13 protein-coding genes are annotated in these 20,398 nt (G+C 62.8%); 2 read left to right on the top strand and 11 right to left on the bottom strand.

The window, feature by feature from the left end:
* Positions 1–62: 62 nt before the first annotated feature.
* From cysC to ACM1ZW_RS09650, 5 genes are all read right to left on the bottom strand, one after another.
* Positions 63–668, bottom strand: a complete 606-nt coding sequence (cysC, locus tag ACM1ZW_RS09670) for an adenylyl-sulfate kinase (RefSeq protein ID WP_017335841.1) — start codon at positions 666–668, stop codon at positions 63–65.
* Complete coding sequence (locus ACM1ZW_RS09665; protein ID WP_017335840.1) at positions 652–2,166, bottom strand: TolC family protein; 1,515 nt, start codon at positions 2,164–2,166, stop codon at positions 652–654. Before ACM1ZW_RS09665 ends, cysC begins: the two co-directional genes overlap by 17 nt.
* 40 nt (positions 2,167–2,206) lie before the next feature.
* Positions 2,207–9,160, bottom strand: a complete 6,954-nt coding sequence (locus tag ACM1ZW_RS09660; protein WP_416740451.1) for an Ig-like domain-containing protein — start codon at positions 9,158–9,160, stop codon at positions 2,207–2,209.
* Between the two features lie 51 nt (positions 9,161–9,211).
* Positions 9,212–10,057 (bottom strand): sulfotransferase family protein, encoded by an 846-nt coding sequence (locus ACM1ZW_RS09655; protein ID WP_017335838.1) that lies wholly within the window; start codon positions 10,055–10,057, stop codon positions 9,212–9,214.
* A 120-nt stretch (positions 10,058–10,177) separates the two neighbouring features.
* Positions 10,178–11,749: a glycosyltransferase family 39 protein gene (locus ACM1ZW_RS09650; RefSeq protein WP_416740450.1), complete on the bottom strand. Its 1,572-nt coding sequence runs from the start codon at positions 11,747–11,749 to the stop codon at positions 10,178–10,180.
* 242 nt (positions 11,750–11,991) lie between these two features.
* On the opposite strand from ACM1ZW_RS09650, the gene ACM1ZW_RS09645 reads away from it, so the two are divergent.
* Positions 11,992–12,579, top strand: coding sequence for a phage tail protein (locus ACM1ZW_RS09645; protein WP_017335836.1), 588 nt, complete (start codon positions 11,992–11,994; stop codon positions 12,577–12,579).
* A 54-nt stretch (positions 12,580–12,633) separates the two neighbouring features.
* Positions 12,634–12,945, top strand: a complete 312-nt coding sequence (locus tag ACM1ZW_RS09640; RefSeq protein ID WP_017335835.1) for a DUF6916 family protein — start codon at positions 12,634–12,636, stop codon at positions 12,943–12,945.
* 22 nt (positions 12,946–12,967) lie between these two features.
* Here ACM1ZW_RS09640 and ACM1ZW_RS09635 read toward each other — a convergent pair whose 3' ends face one another.
* From ACM1ZW_RS09635 to ACM1ZW_RS09610, 6 genes are all read right to left on the bottom strand, one after another.
* Positions 12,968–13,462 (bottom strand): GNAT family N-acetyltransferase, encoded by a 495-nt coding sequence (locus tag ACM1ZW_RS09635; protein ID WP_416740449.1) that lies wholly within the window; start codon positions 13,460–13,462, stop codon positions 12,968–12,970.
* An 11-nt stretch (positions 13,463–13,473) separates the two neighbouring features.
* Complete coding sequence (locus tag ACM1ZW_RS09630; protein WP_416740448.1) at positions 13,474–15,570, bottom strand: biotin/lipoyl-binding protein; 2,097 nt, start codon at positions 15,568–15,570, stop codon at positions 13,474–13,476.
* Entirely contained in the window at positions 15,571–16,890 is a 1,320-nt protein-coding gene (locus tag ACM1ZW_RS09625) for an efflux RND transporter periplasmic adaptor subunit (RefSeq protein WP_017335832.1), read from the bottom strand.
* On the bottom strand, positions 16,887–17,672 hold the full coding sequence (locus ACM1ZW_RS09620) for an efflux RND transporter periplasmic adaptor subunit (RefSeq protein ID WP_031318206.1): 786 nt from the start codon (positions 17,670–17,672) through the stop codon (positions 16,887–16,889). The genes ACM1ZW_RS09625 and ACM1ZW_RS09620 overlap by 4 nt, the downstream gene beginning before the upstream one ends.
* A 69-nt stretch (positions 17,673–17,741) precedes the next feature.
* Positions 17,742–19,313, bottom strand: coding sequence for an efflux transporter outer membrane subunit (locus ACM1ZW_RS09615; protein ID WP_416740447.1), 1,572 nt, complete (start codon positions 19,311–19,313; stop codon positions 17,742–17,744).
* A complete protein-coding gene (locus ACM1ZW_RS09610) occupies positions 19,310–20,374 on the bottom strand; it encodes an HlyD family secretion protein (RefSeq protein ID WP_414879216.1) in 1,065 nt (354 codons plus the stop codon). The genes ACM1ZW_RS09615 and ACM1ZW_RS09610 overlap by 4 nt, the downstream gene beginning before the upstream one ends.
* Positions 20,375–20,398: the final 24 nt, after the last annotated feature.

Below are 20,398 nucleotides of genomic sequence, written 5' to 3'. Positions count from 1 at the left end.
TGCGTAGCAGGCCGTTTCGCAGCCCAGCGGGAGCAAGCTCTCTCGCCACAAAAACACCCGGCTCACGCTCTGGGTAAGACCGCACATTCTCCGAGCCAGGTCAGCAAACGGTCGAGACAGGCCTCGACCGACTGCGCTCCGGTGTCGAGAACCAGCCCGGCAGCCGGCGGAGGTTCATAAGGTGCAGAAACCCCGGTAAATCCTGGCAGGTCACCGCGACGGGCCCGGGCGTAATGACCTTTGGGATCGCGCTGCTCGCATACCGCCAGGGAAGCGCTGCACCAGACTTCGCGATAATCCTCGCCTAAACGCGTGGCAAACAGTTCACGCAACTCCAGTAACGGCGCAATCATCGCCAGAATCACCACCTGCCCGTTTTCCACCAACAACGCCGCCAGTTCACTGGCCCGGCGAATGTTTTCCAGGCGGTCGCTGTCAGCAAAACCCAGATCGCGGTTGAGCCCGACCCGCAGCCCATCGCCGTCAAGCACAACACTCTGCACGCCGCGCTCGAACAACTGTGCGTGCAGCGCCTGGGCCAGCGTCGACTTGCCTGCCGCCGGCAAACCGGTCAACAGAATCGCCGTGCCGCGATGGCCGTTTCGGGCCTCCCGTTGTGCACGGCTGATGCTCGCTGTCGGCGCCTGAAGGTTATTGAGCCTGGGCATGAGCCACCGGCACTGTGATGTTGCCCGCCGCCCACGCCGCTTCGCGATTGGCCAATGCGGTGGCGATGGATTGGACTTCAGTGGACTGCACTTGATCGGGCAGCGGATCGAGCCCCGCGCTGGCAAAAATCTGCCCGTAGGCGTTGCGCAGATCGGCGTACGACAAGTCGCGGCGCAGATCGGCCTGCAAGGTGTTCAACTCGCCCTGAATCAAGTCCAGTTCGCCCAGCCCTGCCGCCTTATAGCGATTGCGCAACTGGCCGACAATCTGCCCGTCAATGTCCGACAGTTGCTGATTGGTCTTGAACTGCCGCAGTGCCTCGCGGTAGTTGGCGTTGGCCACGTAGAGCTGCGCCAGCACCGCAATCGACATCGCCTGACGACGCGCCGTGGCCACTTCTTCACCGGCCTTGGCGACGTTGATTGCCGCCGGCGCCGAAATCACGCTGAACAGGTTCCACGTGACCTTCACGCCATAGTCGGCCCAACCCTGCTCCACCAGGAACGAGTTGCTGTCGTAATGCCCGCCAGCGGAGAACTCCAGGCCCGGCAGCAGGCGCAACATGGCTTTACGGGTTTCGGCAGCGCTGATGCGGCTTTGGTAATCCTGCTCACGCAGTTCCGGACGGCTGGTCAGGGCTTCCTGTTCCAGACTGGCGAGGTCCACTTTCAATTCGGGGATGACGTAGTCGTCCTGAGTCGCCAGCGTCAGATCGGTGCCCAGCGGCAGGTTGATCAGGGTCGCCAGTTCGGTTTTCGCCAGCGACAGCGCGCGGCGCTGTTCTTCTAACTGGCGGGTGGCTTCGATCAACGAGCGTTGATAACCCAACGCCTGGATCGGATCGCCGATGCGCTGCTCACTCATGCTCTGGCTGTTGCCGCGAGCGGTCTCGACCCGAGCCATGAGGCTGTCGATCTGCTTGAGCAACCGTTCGGCAGCCATGGCCCGCCAATACGCCGAGCGCACGTCCTGAACGATGGTGTTGATGACTTTGCGCCGACGCTCCTGAACGATCAGTCGCTGGTCGCCCTGTTGCTTGGCGCTGATGTAGCTGACACCAAAATCCAGCACGTTCCAGACCATGGTCAGGTCGGCGACTTCACGGTCGCGGTCCTGTGAAGTCGATGGCTCCAGCGACTGAGTGCCGGTCCGTACGCTCTGGCTGCTGGAGGCGTTGACGTTGTTGCGGCCGACGTACCCGGCGTCCAGCGCCATGCGCGGCAACATGTCGAAGCTGGCCAGGTCGAGTTGGCGCTTGGCCAGGGCCTCTTCCATGATCTTCAGCCGGCCTTCAAGGTTGTATTTCACCGCGCGGGCCATGGCCTGATGCAGGGTCAGCGGACCGCTGAGGGGTTCCTGGCCCTTGTACATGCTTTGCAGATCGCTCTTGGCGCGTTGCTCGCTGACGCTGCGTTCGATCGGTTCACTTTTGACTGCACATCCACTGACTGCCAGCGCGAGCAGGCTCGCGACGAACAACTTCTGACTTCTCTTCATCCTTGACTGCCCCTGGGTGTCGCCCGTTTTAATTGTTGTGTCAGGCCTGCATTTCGCTGATACCGGCCTGTTTCAAAGCAGTGGCCAGGTCGTTGACCTGCCGCTGCTCGGTGTCTTTGAGCTGTTGCAACTGCTGGACGAGACTGGGCGCGCCAAACACGCCGCGCAGGCCCTGGGAAACATCACTGGCCTTGATCGAATGACTGCCGAATGAGTTCAGCGAATCCCGCTCATTGCCAACGTCCTGATTGAACAGGCTCGACAACGTGCTGGTGCTGAACACCCCGCCATCGCCGCCGCCGAAACCGAGGAAGCCGTGGCCTGCACCGTCGCCGCCGCTTTCGCTGCTGCTGAACACTTGGGCGATAAAGCTCTGCGCCAGCGCGCCGTTGTTCATGAAAATGTCGCCCAGCGGCCGGATGCCGTTGCCGATAACCCGGTCTTCGAACAGCGGTGCAAAGGTCAGCGGTGAACCGAGATCCCCGGTGGGTGGGGTGAACACGATGGGTTGCAGCGGCACGTTGGGTTGATCGGCCACGGTCACCGGGTCGCTGCTGATGAGTTGCGGATCCGCGGTCACCGACACGATGCCTATCGCGTAATTGTTGGAGACCGACACGCTGTCACCTGCGTTACCGGCCAGATCGGTGACGTTGCTGGTGTCGAGGGCGATGAAGTTGCTCGGGTCGCTGACATTGGCAGCGGGCGTGAAGGTGGCGGTCCATGTCTTGCCACCGTCGCTGCTGCTCAGGTTGGTCAAATCGCCATTGGTCACGCTCAAGTCCGACAGGTCGAAATTACTCACCGCTTCGCTGAAGGTGAAGGTCACCACCGTGCTCTGGCCAGCCCCCATGTTCGGGTTGGCGACCGCAATGCTCACCGTCGGCCGGGACGCGTCCAGCGCATAGTTGTTGGAAATGGCGATGCTCGCACCGACGTTGCCGGCGGCGTCCTGCACGGTACCGGTGTCGAGCACGATCAGGTTGGTCGCGTCGTTCATGCCGGCGGTCGGTGTCAGGGTCGCCGTCCAGGTGATGCCGCCGTCGCTGCTGATCAGGTTCGACAGCACGCCGTTGGCCACGCTGATGTCCGACAGGTCGAAACCGCTCACCGCTTCGCTGAAGGTGATGGTCACCGTGGTGGTGTCGCCGATGCCCAGGCGATTGTCGGCAACCACGATCGTGGCGCTGGGCAGCGCGGTGTCGATGGCGAAATTGTTGGAGTCGGTGGTACCACTGCCGGCGTTGCCCGAAGCGTTTTGCACGCCGCTGTTGTCCAGTGTGATCAGGTTACTGGTGTCGGTGATGCTCGCCGTCGGGGTGAACGTCGCCGTCCAGGTGATACCGCCATCGGTCGACGACACGTTGCTGAGCGTGCCATTCGCAATCGTCAGGTCGGCGTTGGAGAAGCCGCTCACCGCTTCGCTGAAGGTGATCGTCACCAGTGACGTTTCACCCGCTTTCAGCGCCGTGTCGGCGACCACGAGAGTGGCGGTCGGCAGCACCGTATCGATCGTAAAGTTCGCCGAGTTGGTGCTCCCGCTGCCCGTATTGCCGGCAATGTCGGCCACCCCGGTATTGTTCAGAGTGATGAGGTTGCTGGTGTCCTTGATGCCGACCGTCGGTGTGAAGGTAGCGGTCCAGGTGATACCGCCATCGCTGCTGCTCACCGCACTCAACGTGCCGTTGGGGATGCTCAGGTCACTGTTGTCGAAACCGCTCACCGCCTCACTGAAGGTGATGGTCACCAACGAGGTTTCGCCCGCACTGAGGGTGCTGTCGGCGACGACGATCGTAGCGGTCGGGCGCTGGCTGTCGATGGCGTAGTTGTTGGAATCGGTGGTACCGCTGCCCGTATTGCCGGCCCCATCGATCACTCCGGTGTTGTCCAGGGTGATCAGGTTGGTGGTATCGGTGATGCTCGCCGTTGGCGTCAGCGTGGCGGTATAGGTGATGTTATCGCTGGTACTGAGATTGCTCAGGGTGCCGTTGCTCACCGTCAGGTCGGCAATGGTAAATCCTGTCACCGCCTCGCTGAAGGTGATGGTCACCACCGATGTTTGACCCACCGCCAGCGCCGAATCCGCGACGACGATGGTTGCCGTTGGCCGCACGGTGTCGATGGCGTAGTTGTTGGAATCGGTGGTGCCGCTACCCGCGTTGCCCGAGCCGTTTTGCACACCGCTGTTGTCCAGCGTAATGACGTTGCTGGTGTCGGTGATGGCGCTGGTCGGGGTAAACGTTGCCGTCCAGGTGATGCCGCCATCACTGCTGCTGACGGAACTCAACGTGCCATTGGCGATGCTCAGGTCGGCGTTGCTGAAACCGGTGACCGCCTCGGAGAACGTGATGGTGACCAGGGACGTTTCGCCAATTTTCAGTGCGTTGTCGGCAACGACAATGGTAGCCGTCGGCGCCACGGTATCGATCGTGTAGTTGCCGGAGTTGGTGGTGCCGCTGCCCGTGTTGCCGGAAAGGTCGGCCACGCCGGTATTGGCCAGGGTGATGACGTTGGTTCCATCGTTCACACCCGCCGTTGGCGTGAACGTCGCCGTCCAGGTAATGCCGCCGTCACTGCTGCTGACCGAGGTCAACGTGCCGTTGGCGATGCTCAGGTCGGCATTGGTGAAACCGCTGACCGCTTCGCTGAAGGTGATGGTGACCAGTGAGGTTTCGCCAGCACTCAGGGTCGGGTCTGCCAGGACGATGGTCGCGGTGGGTCGAAGCGTGTCGATGGCGTAGTTGTTGGAATCGGTGGTGCCGCTGCCGGCGTTACCCGAGAGGTCGCTGATGCCGGTGTTGGCCAGGGTGATCAGGTTGGTGGTGTCGTTGATACTGGCGCTCGGCGTAAACGTCGCCGTCCAGGTGAGGCCGCCGTCGCTGCTGCTCACCGCCGTCAACGTGCCGTTGGCAATCGTCAGGTCCGCGTTGGTGAAACCGCTGACCGCCTCGCTGAAAGTGATGGTGGCCAGCGAGGTTTCGCCGATTCTCAGCGCCGTGTCCGCGACCACGACGGTTGCCGTCGGGCGCACGGTGTCAATCGCGTAGTTGTTGGAATCGGTAGTGCCGCTCCCCACGTTGCCGGTGGCGGCGGACTGCACGCCGCTGTTGTCCAGGACAATCAGATTGGTCGTGTCGGTAATGCTGGCGGTCGGGGTGAACGTGGCGGTCCAGGTGATACCGCCGTCGCTGCTGCTCACCGCCGTCAACGTGCCGTTGGCAATGCTCAGGTCGGCGTTGGTGAAACCGGTCACGGCCTGGTTGAAGGTAATCGTCACCAGTGACGTTTCACCGATTCTCAGGGCATTGTCGGCCAGCACGATCGTCGCGGTCGGTGGAGCGGTGTCGATGGCATAGTTGCCCGAGGAGCTGATCCCGCTGCCGGTGTTACCCGAAAGGTCGGCCACGCCGGTGTTCGCCAGGCTGATGACATTGGTCGCGCTGATGATGCCTGCTGTCGGGGTAAACGTGGCGGTCCAGGTAATCCCGCCATCGCTGCTGCTGACCGCCGTCAACGTGCCGTTGGCGATGCTCAGGTCGGCGTTGGTGAAACCGGTCACTGCTTCGGAAAAGGTGATGGTCACCAGCGACGTTTCGCCTGCGGTCAGCGCCGTATCCGCCAGCACAATCGTGGCGGTCGGGCGTACGGTATCAATGGCGTAGTTGTTGGAATCGGTGGTGCCGCTGCCGGCGTTACCCGACAGATCACTGACTCCCGTGTTATTCAGGGTAATAAGATTGGTGGTGTCGTTGATACTGGCGCTCGGGGTAAACGTTGCGGTCCAGGTGAGGCCGCCGTCGCTGCTGCTCACCGCCGTCAGCGTACCGTTGGCGATGGTCAGGTCGGCATTGGTGAAACCGCTCACCGCTTCACTGAAGGTGATGGTCACCAGCGACGTTTCGCCGATTCTCAGCGCCGTGTCCGCGACCACGATGGTTGCTGTTGGCCGCACAGTATCGATGGCGTAGTTGTTGGAGTCGGTCGTGCCGCTGCCGGCGTTACCCGACAGGTCGCTGACACCCGTATTGTTCAGGGTGATCAGATTGGTCGTGTCAGTGATGCTGGCAGTTGGCGTGAAAGTCGCCGTCCAGGTGATGCCGCCGTCGCTGCTGCTCACTGCGGTCAGCGTACCGTTGGCAATGGTCAGGTCCGCGTTGGTGAAACCGCTCACCGCCTCGGCGAAGGTGATGGTCACCAGCGAGGTCTCACCGATTTTCAGCGCGTTGTCCGCCACCACGATGGTCGCGGTCGGCCGGAGTGTATCGATGACATAGTTATTGGAATCGGTCGTGCCGCTCCCGGCGTTGCCCGCCAGGTCGCTGACCCCGGTGTTGTTCAGGGTGATCAGGTTGGTCGTGTCGTTGATGCTCGCGTTCGGGGTGAATGTGGCAGTCCAGGTGATGCCGCCGTCACTGCTGCTGACCGAGGTCAGCGTACCGTTGGCGAGGGTCAGGTCGGCGTTGGTGAAACCGCTGACCGCTTCGCTGAAGGTGATCGTCACCAGCGAGGTTTCGCCAATTTTCAGTGCCGTGTCCGTCACCACGACGGTCGCGGTTGGCCGCACCGTATCGATGGCGTAGTTGCTGGAATCGGTCGTGCCGCTACCGGCGTTGCCTGCCAGGTCGCTGACCCCGGTGTTGTCCAGGGTGATCAGGTTAGTCGCGTCAGTCATGCTGGCCGCCGGGGTGAAGGTCCCCGTCCAGGTGATGCCGCCATCGCTGCTGCTCACCGCACTCAGCGTGCCGTTGGCAATCGTCAGGTCGGCGTTGGTGAGACCGGTGACCGCTTCGTTGAAGGTGATGGTCACCAACGACGTTTCGCCAACCTTGAGGGCCGTATCGGTGAATACGATGCTGGCGGTTGGCCGCGCCGTGTCGACGACGTAGTTATTGGAGCTGGTGGTCCCGACGCCTGCAGTGCCCAGACCGTTGATTACCCCGGTGTTGTCGAGGGTGATGACGTTGGTCGTGTCCGAAATACTGGCGGTCGGCGTGAACGTTGCCGTCCAGGTGATACCGCCGTCGCTGCTGCTGACCGCACTCAAGGTGCCGTTGGTGAGGGTCAGGTCGGCATTGGTGAAACCGGTCACTGCTTCGGAGAAGGTGATCGTCACCAGGCTCGTTTCACCGATGCTCAACGTGGTATCGGCGACCACAATGGTTGCGGTCGGCGGCGGCGCATACGCAGTGTTGAGTATGCCGCCATCGTTGTAGATGGTCGCCACGGAGGTCGGCGAGGTGCCTGTTGTCCCACCGCCCTGCGCAGTGCCACCGGCACCACTGCCGGCGGCATTACCGGCCAGGGCCGCGAAGTTGGCGGCGGTGATCAGCAAAGTGCCCTTGTTCCAGATCGCGCCGACGCCTCGGCCACCGATGCCGCCATTACTGGCATTGCTGCCTTGACCACCGCCACCGCCACCGCCCCCACCGGCGCCGATGTTGTTGCTGATGGTCGACGTGCCGACGATGGTGATGGCGCCGCTGCTGGCGTTATAGATCCCGCCCACCGCGTTACCGCCCGCGCCACCGACCTTGTCCCAACCGGCGCCGCCGCCACCGCCGCCAATGGAAATCGTGCCATTGGTGGCCGTCGCACCGTTACCGCCGTTGCTGTAATAGGAAACGCCCACCCCGCCAGCCCCGCCCGTGCTGGTACCGCCGCGGCCGCCCATGTGGGTCGCGTCATAACCGCCGCCGTAACCGCCAGCGCCACCGCTGCCCGCCTGGCCGCCCAATGTGCCGGTGCCTGGCCCGGCCGAACCGCCATGCCCGCCGCCCTGGCCACCCAGACCGCCACCACCGCCACCGCCACCGCCGTAAAACGCCCCCGTCACCCCGCCGCCACCGCCGCCACCGGAAGCGGCGTTGGAGGTCACGGTCACGTTTTTCAGGGTCAGGATCCCGGCGTTGAAAATCCCCCCGGCCATCGCGCCCGTGGCACCGTAGCCACCATTGCCACCGTTGCCCGTTACCAGACCACGAGTGATCACCAGACCATCGAGCGTCACGGTACTGCCAGACGTCACTTCGATGACCCGGGTCCGGTACTGGCCATCGAGAATCACATCCGCCGCACCGTCATTGTTCAAGTCGCCATCAACGGTGATGTTTTTGTTGATCAGCAGTTCGGAGGTCAGTTGCACCGTCATGCTGCCATTGAAGGTGACGGTATCGCCGTTCTGCGCCGAAGCGATCGCGGCACGCAACGAGCCGACGCCCGTGTTGCCATTGTTAGTGGCCGTCCAGGTGGCCAGGCCCCACTGATAGTCGGTCATGGCCATTGTCGACAGCACGTTGGCGCTTTCGATAGTGCCGGTGGCGATCTCCAGATCCCAGTCGCCGCCCACGCCGGTGCGGTTGCTGGACGCCGCCACATCACGACCGGTCAGTTGCGCCAGGGAGTCGACGAAACTCAAACCCCGTTCGCCTTCGGCGGTGTAGCAGCCGTAGATCATGATGTCGCCACCGACGTTCATGTCCTTGCCGATTTCCGCCAGCACCGCACTGCGGGCCGCGACGTTGTCGGCCGACAGGTAACTGTTGCCCAGCCACAAATCGCCCGCATTGCCGTGGGCGATGATCTGCACCGAGCTGATGCCCTGATGGGTGTCCAGATAGTCGGCAATCTGCTGCAAGCCGTCCCTGGTGGCGTCGAGTTGAACCACCTGGGTGCCGGGGGCGACGCCTTTGAGCAGGCTGTCGGCATCCTTGACCCGGGAATCGACGAACACCACGCTCTGTCCCGGCACGGCAACGGGCGCCACCGCGGGGGTGGCGTCGGCCTGGCCGTGGGTGTCCTGACTGGCGACCGGTTTCTCGGCGACCGGTGGTTTCGCCGCGTCAGCCGTTGTGTGGCTGTCAGCCTGGGCGGTATCGGCCACGGTGGCTGCGACCGCGCCGTCGAACAGCATGCGCGGCTCCAGGGACATGATCATTGGCGAGGCCAGCGCTCGTGCGCCTTGGGTTACCCGCGACTTGCCGTTGCTCCACCACATGTTGCTCACCCGGACTCGAACGTTTTTGCTGCGTAAACGAAAACGCCGCGATCAACTGATCGCGGCATCGGCTTTCATACGAATGACATTGGCGGCGCTGGCTGAGCCGTCGAGCCAGAAGGACAATTCGGCGTACTGCTTGAACAAATCCGGCGGCAGGATCGTGCGCCGTGACTGCAACTCGACTTTGGGTTTGACCTTGTGCAGGCCCGACACACCCAAGGCTTGATCGAACTCCGGCGCGTCATACGCCAGGTTGTCGAAATCGTGCTCGAACCAGGGTTCGCCAATGAAGTCGTAGACCAGCCGCATCACCCGGTCAGGCGCCTGGGTCAGCAGGTCGTAATCGACGATCAGCAGCGAGTCGGCGTGCTCGCCGTAATAGGCTTCCTTGAGCGCAGCCCAGGCAAAACCGACCAGGCGATTGCGCTGGGCCAGGGTTTCGCAGCGGCTGTAGACCGTATTGCGTTCGACCGCATCGCCAAACAGCTTGGTGTTTTCGAATGGGTTGGCGCGATACAGACGTTCGATGCTGTCCATGACCCAGGCGACATTGCGCACACAGGCAATCACCCTCGCTTGAGGGAACAAATCACTGATCGCCGGCAGGCGCGAACTCCACAAGCGGTTGGTGTCGAACACCACCGGTTTGTCAGCCTTGTCGGCGTAATAGGAATCGAACAGGCCGCGAAGCAGACGGCGGCGCATATCGGTGTCGATCACCGCGCCGAACTCGCTGCCGGCGCTGCACTGTTCAAGGACACCGGAAAAGAGCGCGCCAACGGGGCTGGTCATGCCGGCATGGAAACGCGGGTTTTGCAAAAGGATCGCAGAAAGCAGGGTCGAGCCCGAGCGCGGCAAGCCGGAAATAAAATGGAATGTGTGCAATCCCTTCACCCCTGATCATAAGTCCTTTATGTATGACGGAGCGTAGACCATGAATGGCTTTATGAGCGGCGATGCTTTGATATCAAATCGAAGCTAAGCCGATGGGAAACTGCAACTTTCGTTACAGCCTCATTGCCGCACGAACAGGCGCGCATTGACGCCGCCCGCCTGGGTTTCGCCAACACGCTGCCAGCCGGCGGGCAACGGCGCGAACTCGTCCGGCGCATCGACGGTGCCGATCAGCCAGACCCGACCGCTGCCCTTGGGCAAGCTGTCGAGGCTGTCGAGGTATGTGTCCCGGGTCACCAACGTGCCGAAACCATAGGCATTCGGCCGGCTCGAAACGCCATTGGGCAATGGCGGCGTGTACAGCAACGGCTGGGTGTCGGTGCGATTGTAATAGACGTAACTGAGGTACCAGAGCATATCGCTGGTGACGATCCGGTCACCGGTCATGAAGTGCTGGTTGACGTAATCGACCATGACGTTGATCTGATCACGGGTGTCCACCGTGGCGTTGTTCTTCAGGCCCATCAGCTCAACGCCGACGAACAGCACCAACACCGTCACGGCCAGAACCCGAAAACCTGAATACAGTCGATCAACCGCCAACGCGATAATCATCGGCAGTCCCAACGCATAGGCCGTCAGGTAGCGCTCGATAAACACCGGTGTGATAAACGACACCCCGAACACCAGCAACAACGGTAACGCCGTGTAGATCGCCAGCAGGACACTGCCACGAAAGACACTGCGGTCCCGCGCCACCCCCACGCCCGCAATGACCGGCAACGCCAGCGGCAGTGCGATGAAAAGCAGCGTCGGCAGGTTTTCTCCATCGTCCTGGATCAGGAACGACCAAACCATCGAAGGCAACGAGCCGAACGTGACCGGTGTTTCCCAACCCACGTCGCCATTGGCCTTGAGCTGATCCATGTGCTGGAGCAGATCGATCAGGCTCGGCATCCACGGCAGGAACAACAACACGATCGCCGCGTTAGCCAGCCACCAAGCGGGGCGTTGAATATGCCGCAATCGATAACCCGGCTGTACGCGGATCACCCCCAGATACAACCAGTGGCACAACACGCACAGGGCCGCGAAGTAATGGGTGTAGAACGCGGCAGTCATCAACAGCGCATACGCCACCAGATATCGCGTGCGATGCGGGTTTCTTATCCAGTAGACCAAGGCAATCGTGGCGCCGACCAGCCACAACCCCAGCCACGAATACATGCGCACTTCCTGGCTGTAACGCACTGCCGTGGGCAACAGTGCCAACAGGAAACCGGCCAGCAACGCCGCACGGCGCGTGGCGAGCAAGTCCATCAGCCACACGCCGAGCCACACCGTGGCGATGCCAGGTAAGGCGCTGAGGCTGCGGATCGAAAAAATGCCTTCGCCGAACAACTCGACCCAGCCATGCAGCAGCAGGAAATACAGCGGTGGATGCACGTCGTGCGCCGCGTGTACCCAGATATCGGTCAGTGAAAACCGGCTCAGCAGCAGGCTGGACCCTTCGTCGCCCCAGATGGCCGCCGCCGTCAGGTCATAGAAACGCACCAGCGTCGCCAATGCCAGGATCGGCAACAGCCAATGCTCCTGCGCCCATCGCAACCAGCGCTGAACCATTGCCCAGACGCCGGGCGCTGCGTGCGGCTCCTGGGTGCCGCCAAGCGGTGTTTCTCTGCGCGCCTCCATTGCTTCCCCCTGAAACGAGCCCCCGACCACAACACCTGATGAACACTGTAGGACGGCGCACGGACGTCGTCGATGCTGGCTTTGCGACCAACGACATTCGGCCGTGATGCGCATCAACTACGCTCTGGCTTGGCGTGACTCAGCCAGGGAAATGAATGGAGTCGGCTGATTGCAACGATGGGCCTGGATGTCCGGGCCACCCTTGCAGCGCGCCAGACAACTAACCTGAGGGATGAGGAACTATGGAAGTATTCATCGGCACAATTCAGCCTTTCGCCTTTAACTACGCGCCCAGCGGCTGGGCCTTGTGTAATGGCCAGACGCTTTCCGTCCAGCAATACAACGCACTGTTCGCGCTGCTGGGGGTCAACTTCGGCGGCAATGGCTCGACCAATTTCATGCTGCCCAACCTGCAAGGCCGAATGCCTGTTTGCATGGGTAACGGGCTGAACCTGACCCCACGGGTCATCGGCGAATTCTCCGGGACCGAGAACGTCACCGCGACCATCACCAACCTGCCCAATCACACCCACGCCCTCTCCGGGCTGACGGCCACCACCACCCTGCAACTGGCCAGCCCGGCGAGCAACCCGGTCACCACTCCCACCGCGACCAACTCGTACATCGGCGCTTCGGGCGGCGGACCGGGCTCGGCGAGCATCTACTCCGATCAGCAAGGTGCTGCGGCCGTACCCCTCAAGGGTGTAGCCACGACGGTCACCGGGGAAATCTCGTCGGCCGGCAACGGCCTGCCCATGGACACGATGAACCCGTTCCTGGTGCTCAACTTCAGCATTGCCCTCGAGGGGCTTTTCCCTTCGCGCGGTTGAGGTTCGGCCGGGGGGATTCACCCCCCGGTCACTTTCATTTTTGGGAGTGACGCCATGCTGCAACAGGTTCAACACCAACATTTCCAGACGCTGCTGGGCAAGACTCGCACGCTGCGGCTGCCAGATGGCAGCGAGCTGCCGATCCATATCGAAAGCCTGGTGGAAACGCCTCGATCGCGGATGCCAAACAGCGAGCGCATGCCGTTCCGAGTCGAGCTCAACAGCCTGCAAGCCACGGAGTTCGTCGATGGATTGTGCGCGCTGGAGTTACCGGCACTGGGCCAAGTGGAGGATATTTTTGTCTCCCGGGTCCCCGCCATGGGCCGCGATCCGGGCTTGGGTTACTTCTGCATCGCATTCAACTGAAAAACTGAAAAGGCCGACAGGCCTAGACGGGATACCACACCAACCGCTCCGCCGCCGGATTACGCTCAACAACCTGAAACCCCAGCGCCAGGTAATGCTGGCGCGCATGGGTATTGTTGGCCCAGACCACCGTGGCCACCGGGCAGCGAATCTGCTGCGCGGCTTTTTGCACGCCTTGCAGCACTGCACGACCGTAACCCTGCCCGCGAGCCAGCGGGAGAAACGCCAGGTACAGCACGCGAATTTCATTGGGGCCAAAGTCGGTGGTCAACGCGCCGATGGCCGTGCCGAGCTTCTCGATCACGTAGTGCATGGCATTGGGAAAGTGCTCCTCCAGCCCTTGTTCCTGTACCTGGAATTGTTGGGACACCACGTGTTCGACGACCTCTCGCTCGCCGTCGATCCATTGCAGGTCCGCTCGTGCCGACTGATAGAGGCTGTGTAGAAAAGGCCCATCGCTGGTTCGCGACGGTCGCACCACCAAACCCTCGACCGCCACGGAGTCCGTATTCGCCATCGCTGCTCTCCCTAGAAACCGCTTTCCCTGACACCCAGCGCGGCCATGCGCCGCCATGCAACACCCAGCACCGATTCGCCGCGCCCTTGCAACACCACCACGCCGCGCAACGGTTGCACAGGTGTTGGCGCCTCATCGAGACTGCTCATACGCGCACCATATTGCCCTTGCACCGGCTCGGCCCGCTGCTGCGGATCCCGGCGCACGGCAATCGGCCCGTGGTGGTCGGACGTCAGCGCTTCCTGATCGACATAGGCCGCACCGTTGGTGTCGACTTCAATGAGTTGCACAGCGATCGCCGAGTGCATCGGGTCATCGGCGATGAACCGCCCGCGAGCACCCGGCGCAACACGCCACAACTCGGCCTCGGCCAGATAGCCACGCAACCGCACGCCTTCCTCCACCACCCGCGCCAGCGGTTCCTTGGTCGCCAGCCAGCGGCCGACGGCCAATTGCGGCAACAGATCACGCACGCTACCGGCATGGGGCGCGCGCAGCAGCAAACGTTCGCGCTGGGCCGCCAACCCACGGTATTCGGCCACCGCTTCAGCCAGGCGCTGCTCGACAATACCCGCGTCCGCCGCGGTCTCGCTACGACTCGCCTGCCGGCGCATCTGCAATTGCTGGATCTGGATTTCACGGCGCACGATGGCCTGGCGCGAGTCCAGGTCCGGCGATTCCAGTTCGATGAGCACATCACCCTGAGCGACCTTTTGCCCATCGTGCACATTCACCACTTTGACCCGCGCCGCCACCGGCGCATGCAACGCACTGACCCGCCCTGCCTCGAGCATCGAAGGCAACTCCACCGCACTGCGCCAGGGCAATGCCAGAAACAGCACGAAGGCGAGCAGCCCCAACGCACTCAACAACACCCGCGGCGCATAGGCTTGATCGCGCCGGCTCCACCACTCCCGCCACTCGCGCACGATCGGCAGAAAGATGAACCACACCAGCTCGACCAGCATCAGGAAAATGCCCAGCAGCTTGAAGAACAAGTGATACACCGCCAGCGCAATCCCGAAAAACAGCACGGCGCGCCACAGCCACGAGCCGTAGCCCCACACCAACAGACGTCGTTGCAGGCTCGGCGACAACGGCTCCGGAGCCGGTTCGCCATAGCCGAACAGGGTTTCACGCAGGTGCCAGCGACACAGGGCAAAGGCACGCCCCTGCAGGTTGTCCACCTCCCAGAAATCACTGAGCAAAAAGTAACCGTCAAAACGCATGAACGGGTTGAGGTTGATCACCAGCGTGGTCATCCAGGTCGCGCTGGCGAGCATGAACGCCGCCGTGCGCGCCGGCCCGTCGGGCAACAGCGACCAGGCCAGCAGGGCGATGCTCGCCAGCAGCAGCTCGGCCAGCACGCCACCGGCGCCGATCAGCAATCGGGCACGCCGATCATTGACCCGCCACGCATCGCTGACGTCGGTGTAGAACATCGGCAGCATCACCATGAAGGCCACGCCCATGCTCTGCACCCGACACCCCGCACGCTTGGCCATGAATGCGTGGCCGAATTCGTGGCACAGCTTGGCAAAAAACAACGCCACGCCAAAGGCCAGTGCACCACCAAGGCTGAACAAATGCGGGAAGGTCGCGATAAATCGCTGCCAGTCCCGAGACACCAGAAACACCCCGAGGCCCAGCGTTGCCGGCAGTCCGAAGCGCAGCACTCGCGGGCCGAAGCGCGCCAGCCAGGGCCAGGCACGATTGAGAAACGCATCCGGGCGCCAAAGGGGTATCCGGAAAAACAGGTACTGATGCAACAGAATCTGCCACAGCGACTGACGCTGGGCGGCGGCCTTCAGGCTGTAGCTGTCACGCTGCTGCGGGTCGAGGGCACTGATCAGATCATGGCTGCGCAGAAAACCCAGCAGTTGCTCCAGATCGCTGCCGCCCAAAGGCAAGCCCGGCTCGCGATTGGCGGCGTGCAGAACCTGCTCGGGATCGCCCAGGGACCAATGTCGCAGCAAGCGCATCGCCGCCACGCCCAGTTTGAAATAGCGACCGCGTACCGGGTCGGCCAGGGTCCAGCGCGGCGAGCCGTCCAGCGCCGGTGAAGCGGGGGTCAGCTGCAAGTCCGCACGCAGGCTTGGCAGGCTCATCTACAGCCCCACACTCTGGCGCAAACCGGCCAGGGGTTTGCGCAGCAGATAGAGCGCCAGCGGCGCACGATCACCGAAGACTTTCGCCGTGCCGCGCAGGCCGATACGCGGTGGCGCCTGATCGAAACTGGCATCGAGTCGATATGCCAACTGCCCGCCGGCCGTGGGTTGCGCTTCGTACGCCGCGCGCTCGAGCCGGGCCAGATGTCGCTGCAACGGATCGCTGTCGAGGAACAGCGCGACTTGCGCGCCGGGCTCCAGAGAGATCGCATCGCCAACGGCCAGTTCGATGCGCAGTTCGGCCTGGGTCGGGTCAGCGATTTCCATCAGCCGCTCGCCGGTCTGCACCGGTTTACCGGTCCAGCGCTCGGCGTCGGCGAACACGGCGATGCCGTCGCGCTCGGCACGCACTTCGCTGCGTTTGAGCAGCTCACGGGCATAGTCCCGTTCGGCGCGTTTTTGCTCGACGCGCGCGGCCAGCAGGTCAATCTTCGAACTGGACTCGGCATCGGCAAACGAGCGCTGGGAATTGGCCTTCAATTCAGCTTCGGTAACGCCCAGGGCGCGTTCGGCCACATCGGCCTGAGCCTTGAGCGTGGTGCTCTCAAAGCGCAGCAGCAGGTCGCCGGTTTTCACCGTCTGGTTGGGCTTGACCAGGAACTCGGCGATCACCCCGTCCAGCGGCGCCGCGACGACCCGGCCACCCAATGGCACCACTTCCGCCGGCGCCAGCACCGATTGGCGCACCGGGATCGCCAGCCCGAGCAACAGCAATGCAAGCAGAGCCACCTGACGCTTTCGGGTCCAGCGCAATCGCCAGGGTTTGCGTGGCTGCAGCGCCAGCCAGGCATGGCTGTACGTGTCGCCGAGTTGCGACAGCAGCACTTGCTCCGGTGGGTTCCACGGCAAATCCCGGGCCAGCCACAGGCCGCCGAACACGTCACCTTGATGATCGATCAACGGCAGCCAGAACACCTGAGCGGGAGACAGGCTTTGCCAGTCCGCCTGGATAGACTCGTTGAGCAGATCGGGCGAAATCACCCGCGCCTTTTTCAGCACATCGCCCTTGAACAACTGCGCCACCGCCTGCTCGACGAACGCCACGAACGGCGCATTCGGGTCCACGGCGCTGACGCCCGTCACCGCCTGCACCTTGCCGGCAATCAATAACGCGGCATGGCGAAAACCGAACAGCGCCTGAGCGTCATTGACCAGGCTGTAGGCCAGTTGCGACGGATTGCGCGCGGCGCGGGTCTGGCGTTCAAGGTCAAGAAAGCGAGCAAATACCTGCTCTGCACCGCCAGTGACCGGAGCGTTCACTTGAGCTCCGCGAAACGCGCCGTACCGCTCATGCCGGCCAACAGACCTGAGGCCGTGGGTAGCGTCGCGACCAACAGCAAGGTCTGGCTGCCTTCGTCAATTCGCGCGCCCAGCCGTTTGACCGTAGCATCCAGCGGCTTACCGGTTTCGTCGGGGACAAAACTGAACGTCTGGCCGGGCTTGAGCTTGCCCATCCAGCGCGACGGCACCAGCAAATGGATTTCCAGCGTGCGGTTGTCGACCACATCCAGCAACGGCGCACCGGCGGCGACGCTTTCATAACGCTGGACCTTTCGCTCGACGACCTGCCCGTCAAAGGGCGCCACCACGCTGCAGCGTTTGACCTGAACCTGATACACCTGGGATTGCGCCTGCGTCTCGCTGAGCCGGGCCTCGGCCCGCGCCACTTCGAAACGCCCGACCGAATTCAACGCCGCCAGCTGTTTGTTGTGAGCCAGCTCCTCACTGGCTCCCCGGCTGGCCGCCTGCGCCGCATTGAGCTGCGCCTGATAGGCCGAACAATCAAAACGCGCCAGCGTATCGCCCTTCTTGAAGGACTCACCCTCACTGAACGGCAACTCGACAATCCGCCCGGACAACTCACTGGCGAGCATCGCCTGATCCCGTGCCCGCAATACACCACGGGCCTCAGTGCTGGCAGCCGAACTGCTACTGCCAACTGCGCCGTTGTCCAATAACAGATCGTCTGGCACGGGCGTTTGCGCCTGAGCGGTACACGTAAAAAAGGTCAATCCCATAACCCACACACGAACTCGTCGCATAACCGTAACTCCCTGACGGATGAGCGGAGTCTATGACAGCGTGGGTGAGCGTCAAGGCGAGGGGAGTTTTTACCTGCGTTGCGCCATCTCCCCCACCGGATACACCGACTCCCACCCTCCACCCAACGCCTTGTACAACCCGACCATCGCCAGCGACACGCCGGTCGAACTCTCGACCCATTGCTGCTGGGTCGCCAGCAATTCGCCTTGCACGGTGAGGACGTTGACGAAATCCACCACCCCTTCCACATACTGTTGTTGCGCGGTGCGCAGGGCGATCCGGTTTTGGCCTACGGCTTCGGCGAGGCTGTCGCGGCGCAGTTGGCTGGCGTTGTAGGCAGTCAGTTGGTCGTCGATTTCATGCCAGGCCCGCAGCACGGTTTGCTGGTAGGCGATGGCGGCTTCCTGTTGCTGGGCTTCGCGCAAGTTCAGCACGCCGCGCAGGCGACCGCCATCGAACAGCGGCAGACTGAATTGCGGGCCGATGCCAAACGCGCGCGAGCCCCAGGAGCCGAAATCACCCAATTGCATCGCTTGGGAGCCAACGTTGCCCGACAGGGTGATACGCGGATAGAAATCCCCCTTGGCCACCCCAATGTTCGCCGTGGCGGCATGCAGGCGAGCTTCGGCCTGGCGGATGTCCGGGCGACGTTCGGCCAGTTGCGACGGCAGGCCGATGGCGACCTGGCGCGGGGTCTGTGGCACGGGTGCGTCTGTGGATAACTCGGCATGCAGCGCCTGGGGCGGTTCGCCCATCAACAGGCTCAGGGCATTGATCAATTGCGACTGACGCTGCTCCAGCGCCGGCAGGCGCGATTCGATGGCCGCGACTTGTGCGGCGGCTTCGGCGACATCGAGGTCGGTGGCGACACCGTCGGCCAGGCGCAACTGCGACAGCTTCAGGCTGTGGCGGGCGACGTCGAGGTTCTCTTCCGTGACGGCACGCGTACTTTGCACGCCGCGTAGCTGAATGTAGTCCTGGGCAGTCTCGGCAAGGACCGACAGCAACACGCCGCGCCGGTCGTTTTCCGCGACGTCCAGCGTGGCATCCGCCGCTTCGGTTTCGCGGCGCACCCGCCCCCAGAAATCCAGTTCCCAGGACGCCGAAAAGCCGGCATCCCACAGATTGAACGCCGAATGGCCATTGTTCCCCGACGGATCGCTCAGACCTTCGCCGCTGTTGCGCTTACGCCCGTAGCTGCCCGTGGCGGCGGTGTTGGGGTAGCGATCCGCGGTGACCACCTGGCGCGCGGCGCGACTTTGCTGCAGGCGGCTGCTGGCGAGTTTCAGGTCAAGGTTATCCGTCAGGGCACGCTGGGTCAGGGCCGAGAGTTTCGGGTCGTGGAAGACTTCCCACCAGCGTTCGTCCATGGTGTCGGCGACGGCTTGGCTGGCGGCGGCTTTTTGTGGTTTGGACCATTCGCTGATTTGGGGTGCCTGCGGTTTCTGAAAGTCCGGGCCGACAGTGCAGGCACTCAGGGTCAGGAGGCTCAGCACCAACGCTACTGAACAAACACCGACCTTGGGGCGAGGGAGCTTGCTCCCGCTGGGCCGCGAAGCAGACTCAAAATTGGCGAGTGCTGCGCACTCGAGCGGGAGCAAGCTCCCTCGCCACAAAGGGATGCGATTGACGAAGTTCATCGCTGTGCAACCTCATGCTCACCGATATCAGCGGTATCAATACTCGCCTCCACTGACATCCCCACACGCAGCCGTTCGGCCAGCACTTGCCCCGGATCCAGAACGATTTTCACCGGAATCCGCTGCACAACCTTGGTGAAGTTACCGGTCGCGTTGTCCGGCTTGATCGAAGCGAAAGTCACGCCAGTCGCCGGGGCAATGCTCTCGACGCGACCGCGCAACGCTTCACCGCCAAGGCTGTCGACGCGCACCTGCACGGCTTGCCCCGGTTGCACGTCGGTCAATTGGGTCTCCTGAAAATTGGCGACCACATACGCCTGCGTCAGCGGCACCACCGCCAGCAACTTGCTCCCCGGTGTCACGTAAGCCCCGACCCGCACGGCGCGCTCGCCGACCATACCGTCCTGCGGCGCGACGATACGCGTATAGGACAGCTCGTAGCTGGCCATTTCCAGCGCCGCTTGCGCACGTTTCAACCCACCGTCGGCCGCATCGCGCTGGGCGGTGAGGATGTCCACCTGCTTGCGTTCCGCCGCCAACACTGCCGTCGCATTGGCCAACCGGGCGCGGGCCTGATCGATACGCGTGCGGGCTTGCTGAGCGTTCTGCACCGTACCCGCGCCAACGCCGGCGAGGTGGTTGTAGCGGTTCAATTCATGTTCAGCGAACGCCATTTCCGCCTTGGCCGACACCACCGTGGCTTGCGCCTGGGCGATCACCGATGTCTGGCGCTCAAGGGTTGCGCGAGCGTTTTGCAGTTGCGCCCGCGCCACCAGCGTTTCGGCGTCGGCAGCCTGAGCGGCAGCGCGTAAATCCCGGTCATCGATCAGCGCCAGCAATTGCCCGGCCTTGACCTGCTGATTGTCTTCCACCAGCACTTCCTTGATGAACCCGGCGACGCGGGGCACCACCAGGGTGAAGTCCGCGGAGACAAACGCGTCATTGGTGTTCTGTTGCGTGCGCTTGCCAAACACTCCCGGCGCCAGCAAATAAACCAGCACGCCGACCGCCACCAGGGTGGCGACGCCCACGGCCACTTTTTTCGTTGCTTGAGTCGTCATAAAAACCTTCTGTTTCAGTGGAGC

This window comes from Pseudomonas sp. NFX71 (genome assembly GCF_048079215.1).
Lineage (GTDB): Bacteria > Pseudomonadota > Gammaproteobacteria > Pseudomonadales > Pseudomonadaceae > Aquipseudomonas > Aquipseudomonas fluorescens_B.
This window is presented reverse-complemented; position numbering and strand designations above follow the sequence as displayed.